Source organism: Candidatus Buchananbacteria bacterium CG10_big_fil_rev_8_21_14_0_10_42_9 (genome assembly GCA_002773845.1).
In the GTDB taxonomy this organism is placed as follows: domain Bacteria; phylum Patescibacteriota; class Patescibacteriia; order Buchananbacterales; family 21-14-0-10-42-9; genus 21-14-0-10-42-9.
This window is the reverse complement of record PEZZ01000012.1, coordinates 1-15,734: the sequence shown is the minus strand read 5'-3', so window position 1 is coordinate 15,734 and position 15,734 is coordinate 1. Positions and strand designations below refer to the sequence as shown.

General features: G+C 42.6%; 11 protein-coding genes. 8 read left to right on the top strand and 3 right to left on the bottom strand.

Going from position 1 to position 15,734, the window contains the following annotated elements:
• Position 1: 1 nt before the first annotated feature.
• From COT81_01860 to COT81_01850, 3 genes are read left to right on the top strand one after another with little or no spacing between them, the layout of a single operon-like run.
• Positions 2-1,441 carry an aldehyde dehydrogenase gene (locus COT81_01860; protein PIS05285.1) on the top strand — a complete coding sequence of 480 codons (1,440 nt, stop codon included), beginning with the start codon at positions 2-4 and terminating at the stop codon, positions 1,439-1,441.
• A 12-nt stretch (positions 1,442-1,453) separates the two neighbouring features.
• Positions 1,454-1,969: a 3-deoxy-D-manno-octulosonate 8-phosphate phosphatase gene (locus COT81_01855; protein ID PIS05284.1), complete on the top strand. Its 516-nt coding sequence runs from the start codon at positions 1,454-1,456 to the stop codon at positions 1,967-1,969.
• A 3-nt stretch (positions 1,970-1,972) separates the two neighbouring features.
• A complete protein-coding gene (locus COT81_01850; protein PIS05283.1) occupies positions 1,973-3,865 on the top strand; it encodes a transketolase in 1,893 nt (630 codons plus the stop codon).
• Here the strand turns inward: COT81_01850 and COT81_01845 are convergent, their stop codons facing one another.
• From COT81_01845 to COT81_01835, 3 genes are all read right to left on the bottom strand, one after another.
• The gene (locus COT81_01845) at positions 3,866-5,263 is read right to left on the bottom strand and encodes a hypothetical protein (protein PIS05282.1); all 1,398 of its coding nucleotides are present in this window, start codon (positions 5,261-5,263) and stop codon (positions 3,866-3,868) included.
• 87 nt (positions 5,264-5,350) lie between these two features.
• Complete coding sequence (locus tag COT81_01840; GenBank protein ID PIS05281.1) at positions 5,351-5,644, bottom strand: hypothetical protein; 294 nt, start codon at positions 5,642-5,644, stop codon at positions 5,351-5,353.
• A gap of 9 nt (positions 5,645-5,653) precedes the next feature.
• Positions 5,654-6,160, bottom strand: coding sequence for a hypothetical protein (locus COT81_01835; GenBank protein ID PIS05280.1), 507 nt, complete (start codon positions 6,158-6,160; stop codon positions 5,654-5,656).
• 18 nt (positions 6,161-6,178) lie between these two features.
• Here COT81_01835 and COT81_01830 point away from each other — a divergent pair, with 18 nt between their 5' ends.
• The 5 genes from COT81_01830 to COT81_01810 form a co-directional block, all read left to right on the top strand.
• On the top strand, positions 6,179-8,965 hold the full coding sequence (locus COT81_01830; protein PIS05279.1) for a hypothetical protein: 2,787 nt from the start codon (positions 6,179-6,181) through the stop codon (positions 8,963-8,965).
• A complete protein-coding gene (locus COT81_01825) occupies positions 8,962-11,208 on the top strand; it encodes a hypothetical protein (GenBank protein PIS05278.1) in 2,247 nt (748 codons plus the stop codon). The genes COT81_01830 and COT81_01825 overlap by 4 nt, the downstream gene beginning before the upstream one ends.
• Before the next feature lie 5 nt (positions 11,209-11,213).
• Positions 11,214-11,666, top strand: coding sequence for a hypothetical protein (locus COT81_01820; protein PIS05277.1), 453 nt, complete (start codon positions 11,214-11,216; stop codon positions 11,664-11,666).
• 5 nt (positions 11,667-11,671) lie between these two features.
• Positions 11,672-12,745, top strand: a complete 1,074-nt coding sequence (locus COT81_01815) for a carbamoyl-phosphate synthase (glutamine-hydrolyzing) small subunit (GenBank protein PIS05276.1) — start codon at positions 11,672-11,674, stop codon at positions 12,743-12,745.
• Positions 12,742-15,734, top strand: a 2,993-nt coding sequence (locus COT81_01810) for a carbamoyl phosphate synthase large subunit (protein ID PIS05275.1), incomplete at its 3' end; no start/stop codon positions are given. The genes COT81_01815 and COT81_01810, both read left to right, overlap by 4 nt.

Here is a 15,734-nt window from a genome sequence, read left to right as displayed (position 1 = left end):
TATGACTTATCCATCCGAAATAGTTCACTGGATTGCCGGCAAAGAGACCGCTGGCGAATCGGGAGCTTATTTCAATAAATTTAGTCCTGCCAGCGGGGAAGTTTTATCTAGAGTTATTGCCGGTGATACCAATGATATTGATTTAGCCATACAAGCCGCTAGCCAATCTTATCCAAATTGGTCAAACTCAAATACTGCTCAAAGGGCTGATTTAGTCGCCCAGGCGGCAAACCTTTTAGAGCAAAAGAGCAGGGCCGCAGCCGAGATAATATCTTTAGAGTCAGGCAAGTCGGAAATAATTTCTCTTGGGGAAGTTAACTGGGCGGTAAAAATGGGACAATTTTGGGCTAGCCAGGCCGATAGGTTTGATGAAGTTGAAGTGCTAAAAAGCTCTGTGGCAAAAAGGCGAGTTCAAATGATTAGGCAAAGTCTTGGACCAGGTGTTTTAATTACGCCGTTTAATAATCCCTTAGCCGGCATTGCATCAAAAGTTTTCCCGGCGCTACTTTGTGGCAATACTATCGTTTTAAAATCTCATGAAGATACGCCCTACATTGCGGTTTGGTTCGGTAAAATTTTGAAAGAAGCTGGTCTGCCACAAGGAGTATACAATGTGGTTCAGGGTAAAGGCAGTGATATTGGCACACCATTAGTTACTGACAAGCGGGTTCAGTTTGTAAGCTTTACGGGGTCAGTTGCGACCGCTCAAACTATTATTAAAGCTTCGGCTGACCGCCTGACAAAAACCATGGTGGAAGCCGGCGGAAAAAATCCAATTATTATTTGTGATGATGCTAATTTGGAAAAGGCTGTCGAGGCGGCGGTAGGTTCAGGTTTTATTGACACCGGACAGCGATGTGCGTCAGGTAGTCGCGTTATTGTGATGCGTGAAGTGTATGATCAGTTTAAGGAGATGTATTTGGCCAAGGTTAAATCCTTGAAATCAGGCACTGGCAATAGTGATGATTTAGGAGCGATTATAAACCAGAGAAGATTGGATGAGATTTTATTATCGGTTGAGGAGGCCGTGCGAAAGGGTGCGACCCTTTTATGTGGCGGTAAAAGAATTGACCGCCCTGGCTTTTTTATGGAACCGACTGTTTTGGAAAATGTGGGACCCAACGATAAAATATCAAAGGCAGAGGTTTTTGGCCCGGTTGTTATTTTGTATCAGGCCAATGATTTTGATGAGGCTATAAATCTAGCTAACGACGCTGATTATAAGCTAACAGGCGCAATCCACACTAGTGATCTAAAAAAGGGCATGACGTTTATAAAACGTTACATCGCGGGCGTTGCCAGAGTCAATGGACCAACTCACGGCTCGGAGCCCCATACACCATTTGGCGGCTTAGGTTTATCCGGCAATGGTTGGAAAGAAACTGGTTGGCAAGCGATGAATTTTTATTCGGATTTGAAGCAAGTTAGTTTTGATGATTAATTTACCATAATTATGGAACCGGAAATCAAAGATAAGTTGCTACGCATTAAATTACTCGCTTTGGATTTCGACGGTATCTTTACTGATGGCTATGTATACGTTGATCAAGATGGTAAGGAGTCGGTTCGGGCTAGCCGGATTGACGGTATGGGAATTGAGCTATTAAAAAAGGCAGGCATTGAAATAATTGTTTTATCCAAAGAGGAAAACCCAGTCGTGAGTGCTAGATGTAAAAAGTTAGGGATTAATTGCTGGCAAGGGATACATAATAGCGAAGGCAAGCTTGATATCTTGCGGCGTATTATGAAAGAAAAGGATTTGTCCTCCGACGAGGTTATATACATGGGGGACGATGTTAATGATATCAAAGTTTTCCCAGCGGTTGGCTTAGCGATTACTGTTTTTGATGCTCCCGAGGTTGTTAAAAAATCATGTCAATATATTACTAAGAGAAAAAGGGGAGAGCATGTCGTAAGAGAAGTGGCAGATCTTATTTTATCCGCACAGAACAAACCTTTGACGTACTAACCTATGCCCGTACTACGTTTTATACCGAAAAAAGAAATTGAGAGAGTTGTCAGGCAGGTTAATGACCGATTCTCACGGGCGGCTTTATTGGCCGATATTTTTAGAATTAATACGCTGTCTATGATAATGGAGGCTGGCTCTGGTCATTTAGGCTCGAGTTTTTCAAGCTTAGATATTGTGGTATGGCTTTGGACAAATGTTATGAAAAATCCAAATCAGCCAAATGAGCAAGAGTCAGACACTTTTTTTTCTTCCAAAGGCCATGATGCGCCAGGATTGTATGCTGCGCTGATTGGGTTAGGGTATTTAGACTATGAAAAAATTCATCAATTACGACGTTTAGGCGGCCTGCCCGGACATCCAGATATTCACACGCCATATATTGCATTTAACACTGGTTCGCTCGGCATGGGAATTTCTAAAGCGCGCGGGCTGGCACATGCCAGGCGTCTTGAGAGAAAGGCCGGAAGATTTTATGTCATGACGGGAGATGGCGAATTGCAAGAAGGCCAAATTTGGGAGTCTTTACAGCCGGCGGTAAACCATAAAATGTCTGAGATTACTGTGATTATTGATCATAATAAACTACAATCCGACATTGAAATTAAACATGTCAGCGATTTAGGTGACTTGGAGTCAAAATTTAAAGCCTTTGGTTGGGCAGTGTTTAGGGTCGACGGGCACGACCTGCATGAATTTTCCCAGGCGATTGAACAGGCAAAACAAACCAAGGACAAACCTCAGGTCATTATTGCCGACACGGTAAAAGGTAAGGGGAGTAGCATAACTGAACCCAAGCAGCATACTAGCGAAGATGAGTTATACAATTTCCACGCCGGCGCACCCGCGCAAGAAGATTACCAAAAAATTTGGGATGAGTTAGCCAAACGAGTTAATGGAGCGCTTATTAAATTGGGATTGGAAAAATTAAAGTATGAGGAACATGAAATTAGCCCAAACGCGGAAATACAACATCCTCAAAGATTAATTTCAGCCTATGAAAGTGAGTTAGCCGCGCTGGGCAAAGAACACGATGAAATAGTTGTCCTTGACGGGGATTTGATGAAAGACACCGGTCAAATTTCATTTAAAAAAGAATTTCCCGACAGGTTTTTGGAATGCGGTATCGCCGAACAAGATATGGTATCTGTGGCTGGAGGTCTGGCGCGTGGCGGCAAATTGCCGGTGGTGCACTCTTTTGCTTGTTTTTTATCAACGCGGCCAAATGAACATATATACAACAATGCGACTGAAGAAACTAAAATAATCTACGTCGGTTCATTGGCTGGACTTTTGCCTGGCGGCCCCGGGCATTCACACCAGTCAGTCCGGGATATATCGGCCTTAGGGTCTGTGCCGGGGTTAACTTTGGTTGAGCCTAGTAGCGAGAAAGAAACTCAGATGGCGTTGCGGTGGGCAGTTAAAGAAAACGATCTTAGTACGTATATTCGCATGGTTAGTGTGCCAGTTGAGACACCGTTTGAACTTCCGGCAGGCTACAAATTAGTACGCGGGCAAGGTGTAAAAATTTTAGATGGGACTGATATAGTGATTTTTGCTTATGGTCCGGTATTGCTAAGTGAAGCAGTAAAAGCGGCCGAGTTACTTAATGGCAAAGGCGTCAGCGCGGCGATATATAACTTGCCTTGGCTTAACGTTGTTAATACGAAGTGGCTGCGTGAGGTAACACAAAATTTTAATCAAATCTTTACTCTCGATAATCATTACGCAACCTTTGGGCAGGGAAGCTTGATTGCGGCGAAACTTGATAAGCCGGTTATTTCTTTTGGCTTAAATAAAGTTCCTGAATGCGGCAGTAATCAAGAGGTTTTAGAACATCATAAACTCGATGCCGCATCGCTGGCTCGGAGAATTGAGAAAAACAATAAAGCTTAGTTACCGCCCGCCGCGGGAGATAATCGTTTTAATTGTGCGCAATAGAATGGCTAGATCCAAAAAAATGGATCGGTTTTTAATATAATATAAATCGTATTGAAGTTTTTCTCCTGTGTATTCAGTTGAAGCGTCATACGCTAAATTGACTTGAGCCCAGCCGGTAAGTCCCGGCTTTACCAAGTGGCGTTCATTATAAAATGGCACTTTACTGCTTAACTCTTGGTAAAATTCCGGGCGTTCCGGCCGCGGGCCGATAAAACTCATTTCACCTCTGAGGATATTAATCAGTTGCGGCAACTCATCAATCCTAGTTTTGCGCATAAATTTACCTAGCCGCGTTATGCGTTTATCGTCTTTGGCTGACCAAACCGCGCCGTTAGCTTCTGCGTTAGCGACCATTGATCTAAACTTAAGAATTTCAAATTCTTTTTGGTTTTTGCCAAGGCGTTTTTGTTTATAAAAAATTGGCCCGGGACTGTCAGCTTTAATGGCCAGGGCAATAAAGGGTAACAATATTAATGTAATTGATCCAAGCAAAGCCGCTAAGATGATATCCAGTAAACGTTTTATCAAATCAAAGGCTTGCTTGCTTTGTTCGTTTAAATTTTCTAAAAACCACAGTTGCCCGATAGTGTTGATTAGAATTTTACTGCTGATGTTTTCGTAAAACGTGTCTAGGTTGTGAATGGCTAGTTTTTGATCCAAGCATTTAAACACTTCCTCAATAATAGCTGGATTTTCCCTGGCGTCATTAGCCATGATTATAGTGTCGATATTATTTTGGCGAATGTAATTTTTTAGGGTTTTAAAATCAAACGTTTCCACCGCCAACAAATCAATTATTTTATAGCCCAAGTGAGACTTAGAGTTTAGCTCGTTTTTAACGGTTTCAGTCTCTTCATTTTTACCGATGATTATGGCTTTGCGTAAAACTAATTTGTTTCTCGTAATTCTGATTATAAATTGACGCCATAAAGTAAATAGCAGGCTAAAAATAACAACATCAATAACTAAAATTGTTTGCGGGCGAATGTTTGTAAAGCGATAGGCAAAAAAGTAAAAAATAGCTGTGGCAATTAACGCATTAATTACCATGTCTCGCGTCAGGGTGTAATAAAATTTAGATTGTTGTTGGTATTTGCGCAAATCATACCACTCATCAATAAATAAAACTAAAAACCAAATGGCAAATACAATAGTAAATGGCCAAACATGCCGTAACCAAGCATCTGAAGTTGGCGTAACAAAATACCTTGCCGTAAGCGCTAAATACAAAGAGACATATAGTAAAATGATGTCTCCTATGATTAAAATAAATTTTCTAACGTTTAATCCCATAAATTTATTCCCCAAGCTAAGCCGAGGGGCAAACTCATTAGAGTATACTGATTTTACCATAATTTTTCAAGCATAAAGGAAAACCCGGCGGGCCGATGAGAAGCGTCTTAGCATACACGCTACTCACCGGCGCACGCCGGGTAAAAATTACTGAAGCATCTCCCTGGGCACGATCTTGATACGGCACGAACGGCCTTTGATCGCGCCAGGGTAGTGGCGGCCGTACTCGACGACGAGCAGGTCACCGTTATGCAGAAAGGCGAGTCCGGTACCGCATACATTCGGCACAACCAGTTTGTCGCCCCGGTAGATTCCCCGAGCATGCTCACACCTTGCACCCGTGATGAACCAGGGCGCGACGTGGCGGCTAAAGGCGATGCCGTACGTCTCCGGCGCGATGGCGTCAAGGTACTGACGCTGTGTGATCTGGCCGTCTTCCACCGTGTAGCGTCAGACGTCATGCCATTCATCGTTGTACTCAATCGTCCAGAGCTGGGCCACGCCATCGTCCTTAACTTTTAGGGCGCACGACGCTACGTGCAGATAGGGATCGCGTGGGGGAAGGGTAACGGTGCCGACCCATGCCCAGCGATCATCCTGGCTCACCGGCGGGCGAAGGCGTTCGAACTCCCGAAGCCCGTTGCGTTTGGTGGGTACCTGCCAGTGGCACCCGTAGGTGTCACAATACACGTAGAGGGGCACTCCAGCCTCAATGGCGGCGTAGCCAGCGAGCGTCTCCTGAGCCGAGAGCTTCGGGCTCGAGGATACACCGATGACAACTGCCGTGGCCTTACGGGCTGACGTCACAATCTGATCGGGGGCTCCGATGATTGGGTTGCCATGGCCAAGAAACGCTATGACGGCTGTTTCTCGACTTTGTAGCTCAGCCGCCAGCTTGCTCAGCGCCAAGGAAGGCGCTTTATCTCTGGCGACCAATAGAATACCGGAATTAGGCACTTGCGCACCTTCCTTTCTATGTTAAAAGAACTATGTCTTGCGAACGCCCAATTGCGAACACAAGAACAAAAAAGAATACGGCATTTGGATCTAAATGTCAACAGGCCATTGACCATGCTGGCACAAATCATTATAATACTTAAGATTATGAAGCTTTCAGTACAATCATTAAAAGGGCGTACGGCGCTTGCCTGGGTGCTTGGCGGGCTCATTACAATTGGCATTTATGCCATTTTATTTTTGCCTGCTTTTTTGCATAGCCAGTTCTTTTTTCCGTTTATTGTGCCTAAAAATATTGTCTTTAGAATAATTGTTGAAATAATATTTGGCGCTTATGTGATTTTGGCCATGACCAAAAAGTTTCCGCGCCCGCGCCTAGATTGGCTTTCTGGTTCGGTCGCATTACTATTTGTGGTTATGGTTGTGAGCATGTTTTTCGGCGAGAATTTACGTAGCAGCTTATTTAGCACCTACGAGCGGATGAGCGGTGTTATCCATTATCTGCACGTATTTTTATTCTTTTTTGTGCTGACTCAATTTATCACAAGCAAAAAGCAAATCGCTGATTTTTTGACCTTTACTGTGTTCGTCAATTTAGTCATTGCGCTACTAGCATTAACCCAGCAGTTAAATATCCCGGTCTTTTTGGCATCCTCTGGCGGCACTCGGCTGACTGGAACAATAGGCAATGCCGCTTTTTACGGCGGTTATTTAGTACTTAATATTTTTATTGTTCTTTTCTTTTTATTGTCCAATTCCAAAAGCAAGCTTCAACTCAACCCCAAAGTTTTCGCTTGGTCGATTATTTTGTTTGATATTTTTATTGTTGGACATGAGTTTTTAATGCGCTCGCGGGGCCTAGATGGAGGTTTATTTTTTGCAATTTTGAAAAGTAATATTTTAATTGCCATCGCGATTGGGTTAAACGCGCTGGCGATTTGGTATCTTTTGAAGCTTAGCCGGCCCTGGCGTTATATGAGCAATAAAATAGTTTTATGGTCATTGCTTATTTTTCAAATTTACATTTTATTTCACACTCAAACCCGAGGGGCGATAATCGCCCTGCTGGCTGGTTTAGTTTTACTGGCTGGATTTTTGGGCCATGTGAGCGATAAGAAAAAAACCAAACAAACCTATTACGGCCTTGGGTTATTACTAATTTTTATTCAACTTATTTTTTATTTGATTCGCGACTCCAGGTTAGTCACTGAATCAATAGTGCTGGCACGGCTTGGCAAGGAAATTCCTTTAGTGGGGATTTATTTCAGTGTTTTAATGTTAGTAATTTTGCTAGTTTATTCATTTTGGCGCAAGCAGAAAAATTTGGCGGCGTTTTTTTCAGTTATAGTTTTTGTAATACTTTTAGCCACCCCTTACACAGCGTATAAAGTTAGAAATGAGCCGTGGGCCCAAGCGTCATTTCCGGTTAATTTGATTATTGTACCTTTAAATAGTTTTTTGACGGGCCCTGGCAGCACTACAATTGAATCAAGAGTACTGACTTGGCAGGCGAGTTGGAGCGGATGGAAAGACCATTTATTACTTGGTTATGGCCCGGAAAATTATTATATTGCTTTTAATAAAAATTTTCCGATTCCAATTTACCAAGACGCTGGCTCGCGCATATGGTTTGACCGGGCGCATAATTTTGTGTTTGATTGGGGCGTGTCCACTGGCATTTTAGGGCTGGCAGCCTACGCGTCTATTTTTGTTGTGGCATTTTGGTATTTATTAATATTGTATCGACGCGATCGGTCCAACCGAGCTTTTGCCGCCTTAATGGCGTTATTAGTAGCTTTTTTAATTCAAAATTTATTCGTCTTTGATACTTTGAATACAGATGTTGTAATATTTCTAATTTTTGCCTCGCTTGTTCCATTGGTGCATGGCCGCCCAGAGCAAAGGCAGCTAAACCACGATGTGATTAAAGTTAAATATGGTCAGGCGGCGCTAATCATTTTGGTGGTAGCGGTTTTTATCTATCATTTTAACGTTAAACCGGCCCGGGCGAACCATGAGTTATTTAAAGTCCTGCGCCAGATTAATCAGCAAGCAATCACATTTAATGATGCTGTTGATTCATTAGAGCATTCAATTAACACTGGCTTAATAGGTAAAGATGAGGCTAGGCAACAGTTGGCTAATTTTGTGTTACCGCAATTGGGCAATGATAAAATTGCACCTGATGACAGATTAAAAGCAATGCAGCTGGTTTTAAAAGAGCTTAAAAAAACCGCGGCTAACAATCCACAAAATACACGTTATTTATTATGGCTAGCCCAAGCTTATAATCGAGCTGCCAGAGTTGACCCGCAATATGCGCAGTCAGCAATTAAGGTTTTAAATCAAGCCATTGAAATTAGCGAGAAAAGAGCCGGCGTCTATTATGAGCTTGGCCAATCATATCTATTGGCAAACCAACCAGACCAGGCGATTGAAGCGTTAGAGTTTGCGGTTCAACTTAATCCAGATATTCGTGAGTCACAAATGAATTTAGGCAGCGTTTTAATATTATTAGACAAGCATGATAAATTTGACGGGTTATTGAACGATGTGATTAGCCGGGATATCTTACTTTTAGGAGACTACTTGAGATTTGTAGATATGTACAAAAACAAAAATGATGTCCAAAGAGTGTTGCGGTTGTATCAAGTAGCTGTTGAAAAATTTACCGACAACCCAGACGTCTATGTTAGCTTAGCCCAAACTTATAAGCAATTAAGCGAAGACACGTTAGCTAAGCAGGCCTTTGAGCAAGCCTTAAAATTAAAACCTGATTTAGATATTAGTTTAGACGATTTATGAAAAACTTAGCTTCAGTTTTGTTTAGCATAACTGTCTTGGCGGCAGTGGTTTTAATATATGGCCGAACTGACACAATGGCTAAAATGAAATTGGCTAGTCATGAATCTGGACAAATTGTTGTGAAGTTTAAAGAACTTAGCGGATTATATACTTTTAAGTTTGAAAGTAATAGCGATCTAAGATCCGTGCTGACAGCCTATAACAACAATCCTTTAGTGGAGTATGCTGAATTAAATTATATTTTTCAGACGACAAATTTTCCCAATGATCCTGAATATGGGAAACAAAATTACATTCAACTTATTTCCGCACGCGAGGCTTGGTCCAAGGAGCTTTTATATAAACAGCTCAAAGGTTTAAAAGGGGATGCAACGATTGCCTTTTTGGATACGGGTATTGATACTGACCACCCTGATCTACAAAGCAAGCTTTGGATAAATGAAAATGAAATTCCAAATAATGGTATTGATGATGACGGCAATGGATATATTGACGATTACAATGGCTGGAATTTTGTGAGCAAAAATTCTAACATTAATCCAGACACTACCGGAGCCTATTCTTTAGACGCGCTTCAGCACGGCACGGTGATGGCAAGCATTGCCGCGGCTGAATCAAATAATAATGAAGGTGTTACGGGCATTAGTTGGGATGCTAAAGTAATGTCGCTTAAGGTTTTAAACAATCAGGGCCTAGGATCGTCATTAGATGTTAAATCAGCTATTGATTACGCCGTCGCTAACGGCGCCGATGTAATTAACATGAGTTTTTTTGGCCTTGGCTACAATCAGTTTTTATATGATGCTATCCAATCAGCCTACAACGCAGGTGTGGTAATTGTCGCGGCAGCTGGCAATACGGATTCACCTGAAAACGGCAATAATTTAAATGTTCAAAAATCCTATCCGGTTTGCTATGACAACCCTAACGGCACTAACTATGTGATTGGAGTTGCGGCCTTAGATAACTTGGGGCGAAAGTCGGTTTTTTCCAGCTACGGGTCAGATTGTGTTGATATCTCAGCTCCTGGCGAAGGTTTTTATGCGGCGACTATGTATAATCCGCAAGTTGGCCTTACTACTTTTTATGGGGGCCCCTTTGCCGGCACTTCTGTGGCCTCTCCGGTAATTGCTGGCGGAGCCGCGGTTGTAAGATCAATGAGGCCAGATTTAAGCAACGGAGAGGTGATAGATATTATCATTAAGGCGGCGGATGACTTAAGTGCCGTAGACACAGAGTTTGCCCAAGATTTAGGCAGTGGACGTTTCAATTTACTAAAAGCGGTAAATCGAGCCGAAACATTTGCAGGTAAAACTCCGGCTAAAGAAATTAGTAACGTCTATGTCGTCGTTGGTCTTGGTTTTCAGTCAGTGCCACAAGTTAAAGTTTTAGATGCCAATAAAAAGTTAGTGTCAAGTTTCTTCCCCTACGATTTAAATTTTAACGGAGCGATCAATGTCGCGACGGGAGATGTTAACGGCGATGGGGCGGCGGAAATCATTACCGCACCTGGACCGGGCGGCGGACCGCACGTGAGAATTTATGATCGTTTTGGTAATAGCATCGGCCAGTTCTTCGCTTATAATCAATTTTTTAGAGGGGGTGTTAATATTGCTGTCGGTGATGTTGATAATGACGGGCAACTGGAAATTATCACTGGAGCCGGACCGGGCGGCGGACCGCACGTGAGAATATTCGATTATCGCGGAAATTTAGAAAATGAGTTTTTTGCCTACGCGCCAGGATTTAGGGGGGGAGTTAATGTAGCGAGCGGAGACTTAGATGGCGATGGCACAGATGAAATTATCACTGGAGCCGGACCGGGCGGCGGACCGCACGTGCGCGTGTTTAACCGCCTAGGCGGCGTTAAAGCGCAATTTTTCGCCTATCACGCCTCTTTTGAGGGCGGTGTTAACGTTGAGGTTGGGAATTTAGCCAATCCGACAGTTAGTTTAATTACGGTTGCGCCGGCAACCGTTGCTCAACCAATTGTAAAAATGTTTAACGGTAATGGTAATTTTATTTCTCAATATTTAGTGTTTGACGGCCGGTCGGAGCATGGTTTACAAGTTTCTGTTTTCGATTATAATAATGATGGCTTAGATGAAGTGGTCGTAAGTCAAGCCAGGGGTCCGGCAGATATTGAAGTTTATGATTTTGTGGGCAAGAAATTAGATTCCTTTAACCCGCATGATGTTGGTCGATATTTTGGGGGAGTTAGAACTGACTTACTTATCTATTAATAATTATGGCGGATTCTTTTAAGGCTAAAATCAGATCAACTCAACGCAACCCTTACATTCAATTTATTTCATTTGGTATCACCGGCACGGCAGTGGCGGTGATTGATTTTGCTGTTTTGTTTGCCTTGAGAGAAATTGCCGGGGTTCAACAATATATAGCTAATAGTATCGCTTATGCCACAGCTGTCACGATTAAGTTTTTTATTCATCGTTGGTGGGTCTTTCATCATGAAGCAACGGCAAATGCATCAAGTGAAAAAACGATGTTCGCCAAGTTTGTCAGCTTTAATACTGTTGGGTTAGGCATTAATAATTTAGTGCTTTGGTTGATGGTATTTGTATCGTCTTCAACGCCATGGTTTTATCTCAGTAAGGCGGTAGCTACGCTGGTGGTAATGTTTTGGAATTTTTTTACTAACAAGTTTTGGACCTTTAAGGCCAAAAAATCAAAGCTGTAATTTATATGCGGGCCGACATTGCGCAATTAGTTTTACCCAATCACATAAAATTTAAAGGTAAATCTTTTGGCTACCCTAAATCGATTGCCGGTGAGGTGGTTTTTAATACCGGCATGACCGGCTATGTGGAAAGTTTGACTGACCCATCATATCGAGGACAAATCCTCGTTTTTTCTTATCCATTAATTGGTAACTACGGTGTACCAGAATCTAAAGTGGTGAAGGGGATACCAAAATATTTCGAATCATCTAGGATACAAGTAGCCGGCGTGATTGTGAGTGACTATAGCCATGACTACAGACATTGGCAAGCGGTCCGCTCATTGGGGGCGTGGTTGCAGCAAGAAAAAATTCCGGCGCTATCTGGAATTGACACTCGCCACCTAACAACTATATTACGGGAAGAAGGTTCAGTTTTAGGAAAAATCCAGTTTCCCGGCGATAAGATCCATTTTGACGATCCCAACAAGCGCAATTTAGTTTCCGAAGTTTCAATTACTCAACCGCGGGTTTATAAGGGCGGCAAGCAAAAAATTGTGGTTGTCGATTGCGGGGTTAAGTTTAATATTATTAGAAGCTTGCTGGGTCGCGGCTTTACGGTAAAACACGTGCCGTGGGATTATGATTACTCCCAAGATGCTTTCGCCGGCATTGTTTTTTCGAACGGGCCTGGTGACCCAGCCATGTGTCCGGACACGGTTAATTTGTTAAGCCAGCAATACAAAAAATCAAAACCAATTTTAGGGATTTGCTTGGGTTCGCAAATTATGGCCCGCGCTGCCGGGGCTAAAACTTATAAATTGAAGTTTGGGCATAGATCACATAATCAACCTTGTTTGGTGAAAAATACAAAGCGCTGCTATATCACCTCACAAAATCACGGTTACGCGGTAAGGTCAAGTACACTGCCAAGGCATTGGCAAGTTTGGATGACAAATGCGAATGACGGCACGATCGAAGCGATCAAGCACAAAAGCAAACCTTTTTGGGGAGTCCAGTTCCATCCCGAAGCCACTCCCGGACCGGTTGATACCAATTTTATTTTTGATGAATGGGTTAAATTAGTTAAGCGACAATGAGCCAAAAGATTAGAAAAGTATTAATTTTAGGTTCTGGCGCACTGAAGATAGGGGAGGCTGGTGAATTTGATTATTCAGGCTCGCAGGCAATCAAGGCCTTGAAAGACGATGGTATCAAGGTTGTTTTAGTGAATCCTAACATAGCTACTGTGCAAACATCAAAAGGCATGGCCGATGAAGTTTACTTTTTGCCAGTTAACCGGCATTTTGTTACGAAAATTGTCGCCAAAGAAAGGCCAGATGGTTTGTTGCTGAGTTTTGGCGGGCAGACTGCTTTAAATTGCGGCATTGAGCTTCATCGCCACGGCGTTTTGAAACGACACGGAGTAAAAATTTTAGGTACGCCGGTTGAAGCGATCATTAAAACTGAGGATCGCGGCATGTTTAACGCTGAATTGAAAAAAGCCGGGTTGCTGTTCCCGAAAAGCAAGTACGTTAATACGATGAATGAAGCTTTGAAGCAAGCTCAATCGATTGGTTATCCAGTTATGGTGCGGTCTGCCTTTGCTTTAGGCGGCAGAAATTCTGGCATTGCTAAGGACGCAGCCATGCTTAAAAAGATGATTGCTAAAAATGTCGCGGTCGGGGATAAATTTTTAATTGAGGAGTGCTTGGTTGGTTGGAAAGAAGTAGAATACGAAGTCGTGCGTGATAGTTTTGGTAATTGCGTTACTGTTTGCAACATGGAAAATTTTGATCCGCTTGGCATTCATACCGGAGAAAGTATTGTGGTCGCTCCGTCGCAAACATTAAATAATTATGAATACCATTGGTTGCGTGAAATTGCGATTAAAGCGGTGCGGCATTTTGGCATAGTCGGGGAGTGCAATATCCAATATGCGCTTAACCCACAAAAAAACGAGTACCGCATTATTGAAATTAACGCCAGGCTTTCTAGAAGTTCCGCTTTAGCCAGTAAAGCGACTGGCTATCCCTTAGCATACATTGCCGCGAAGTTAGCTTTAGGTTATAGCATGACTGAATTACAAAATGCAGTGACTCAAAAAACCATTGCTTGTTTTGAACCGGCCTTAGATTATATAACCGTCAAAATCCCGCGTTGGGACCTAAAGAAATTTAACCAAGTATCAAAAGTGATAGGGACAGAAATGAAGTCGGTTGGAGAGGTCATGGCGATTGGGCGGAGTTTTGAAGAAGCGTTGCAAAAGGCATTGAGAATGTTAAATGTCGGCGTTGACGGGTTGGATTCTATTGCTAAGCCGGTTGCGATTAGAAAAGAACTGCGTTTGCCGACAGACCAGCGAGTGTTTATGGTGGCGGAAGCTTTTCGTAAAGGTCTGCGCGGCAGTGAAATTAATCGGTTGACTGGCATTGACCGATGGTTTTTATATAAAATTAGAAAAATTATTCGGACTGAACAGCAAATTAAGAAAAAGAAATTAACGGCTGAACTTTTATATTTGGCTAAACAAGATGGTTTTTCTGATAAACAAATAGCTAAATTAAAGCGACAGCCTGAATCAAAAATTAGGTCTTTACGGCAAAGATGGAAAATTAAGCCGGTGGTAAAACAAATTGATACTTTAGCTGCCGAATATCCGGCCCAAACTAATTATTTGTATTTGACTTACCACGGAACGCAAAGTGATAACCTAATTGACAATAAGAAGGCATCAGTCATGGTAATTGGCGGCGGTCCATACAGCATTGGGTCATCGGTTGAGTTTGATTGGTGTGCCGTTAATGCCGGGCGAAGCAGCAGAAAACTCGGCTATCAATCAATTATGATTAATTGCAATCCAGAAACTGTGTCAACTGATTATGATGAAAGTGATAAATTATATTTTGAAGAATTAACCGCAGAACGAGTTTTGGATATTATTGACATTGAAAAGCCTAAGGGTGTGATTGTTTCAGTTGGTGGTCAAATTCCAAACAACTTGGCGAAACAACTACAACAATATCACGCGCCTATATTAGGGACTCAAGCAAGCGATATTGACCGCGCTGAGGATCGGCATAAATTTTCCGCCCTGTTAGACCGCCTAGATATTGACCAACCCGGCTGGAAAGAATGCCGTTCTGAGGCAGAAGCCAAAGCCTTTGCTAAAAAGGTTGGTTATCCAATTTTAATCCGCCCATCATACGTTTTGAGCGGCGCGGCAATGAGCGTGGCTTTTGACGACAAGCAGGCGGCAAATTATTTGAAAAAGGCCGTGGCGGTCAACCAAGAACATCCAGTGGTAGTAAGTAAGTTTATCTCTGGCGCCAAAGAAATAGAATTTGACGCGGTCGCCCAAAAAGGTAAGCTAAAATACTGGGTCGTTGGCGAACATATCGAAAACGCCGGAGTGCATTCCGGGGATGCGTCTATAGTTTTGCCAACCCAAAAGTTATATGCTCAAACGATTGATAAAATAATTGTCGCGGCAGGAAAAATTGCTAAAGAATTACGAATTAACGGGCCGTTTAATATCCAATTTTTAGCTATCAACAACGAAATCAAAGTCATTGAATGCAACTTACGCGCTTCACGCACCATGCCTTTTATTTCTAAGGTAAAGGGACTAAATATAATTGAGCTGGCGACTAAAATAATGCTTGGAGAGGCAGTCAAAGCACCAAAGCCGCGCACTGGTCTACCGTTTGTAGCAGTTAAGGCGCCGCAGTTTTCTTTCTCAAGGCTACGCGGCGCTGACCCAGTTTTAACTGTAGAGATGTCTTCAACCGGCGAAGTGGCATGTTTTGGGAATAATTTGCCTGCGGCGTATTTAAAATCATTAATTGCTACTGGCGTAACTTTGCCGCGCCGTAACATTTTTCTTAGTTTAGGCGGCGCTAATAATAAAATTGAGTTTTTAGACTCAGCTAAGGAGTTGGATCGAGCCGGGTTTAACCTATTTGCTACTCCGCGGACGCATAATTTTTTGAGCCAATACGGCATTGAATCAAAAGTTTTACATAAAGCTTCTAGCCGCCGCACCCCTAACGTTACAGAATACTTTGAAAAGAAAAAAATAGAATTGGT

What these genes read in the sequence shown, in the direction of transcription:
- COT81_01855 (PIS05284.1), top strand. Translation starts at nt 1,454, where the DNA reads ATGGAACCGGAAATCAAAGATAAGTTGCTACGCATTAAATTACTCGCT.
- COT81_01815 (PIS05276.1), top strand. Translation starts at nt 11,672, where the DNA reads ATGCGGGCCGACATTGCGCAATTAGTTTTACCCAATCACATAAAATTT.
- COT81_01850 (PIS05283.1), top strand. Translation starts at nt 1,973, where the DNA reads ATGCCCGTACTACGTTTTATACCGAAAAAAGAAATTGAGAGAGTTGTC.
- COT81_01860 (PIS05285.1), top strand. Translation starts at nt 2, where the DNA reads ATGACTTATCCATCCGAAATAGTTCACTGGATTGCCGGCAAAGAGACC.
- COT81_01830 (PIS05279.1), top strand. Translation starts at nt 6,179, where the DNA reads ATGTTAAAAGAACTATGTCTTGCGAACGCCCAATTGCGAACACAAGAA.
- COT81_01845 (PIS05282.1), bottom strand. Translation starts at nt 5,263, where the DNA reads ATGGTAAAATCAGTATACTCTAATGAGTTTGCCCCTCGGCTTAGCTTG.
- COT81_01820 (PIS05277.1), top strand. Translation starts at nt 11,214, where the DNA reads ATGGCGGATTCTTTTAAGGCTAAAATCAGATCAACTCAACGCAACCCT.
- COT81_01825 (PIS05278.1), top strand. Translation starts at nt 8,962, where the DNA reads ATGAAAAACTTAGCTTCAGTTTTGTTTAGCATAACTGTCTTGGCGGCA.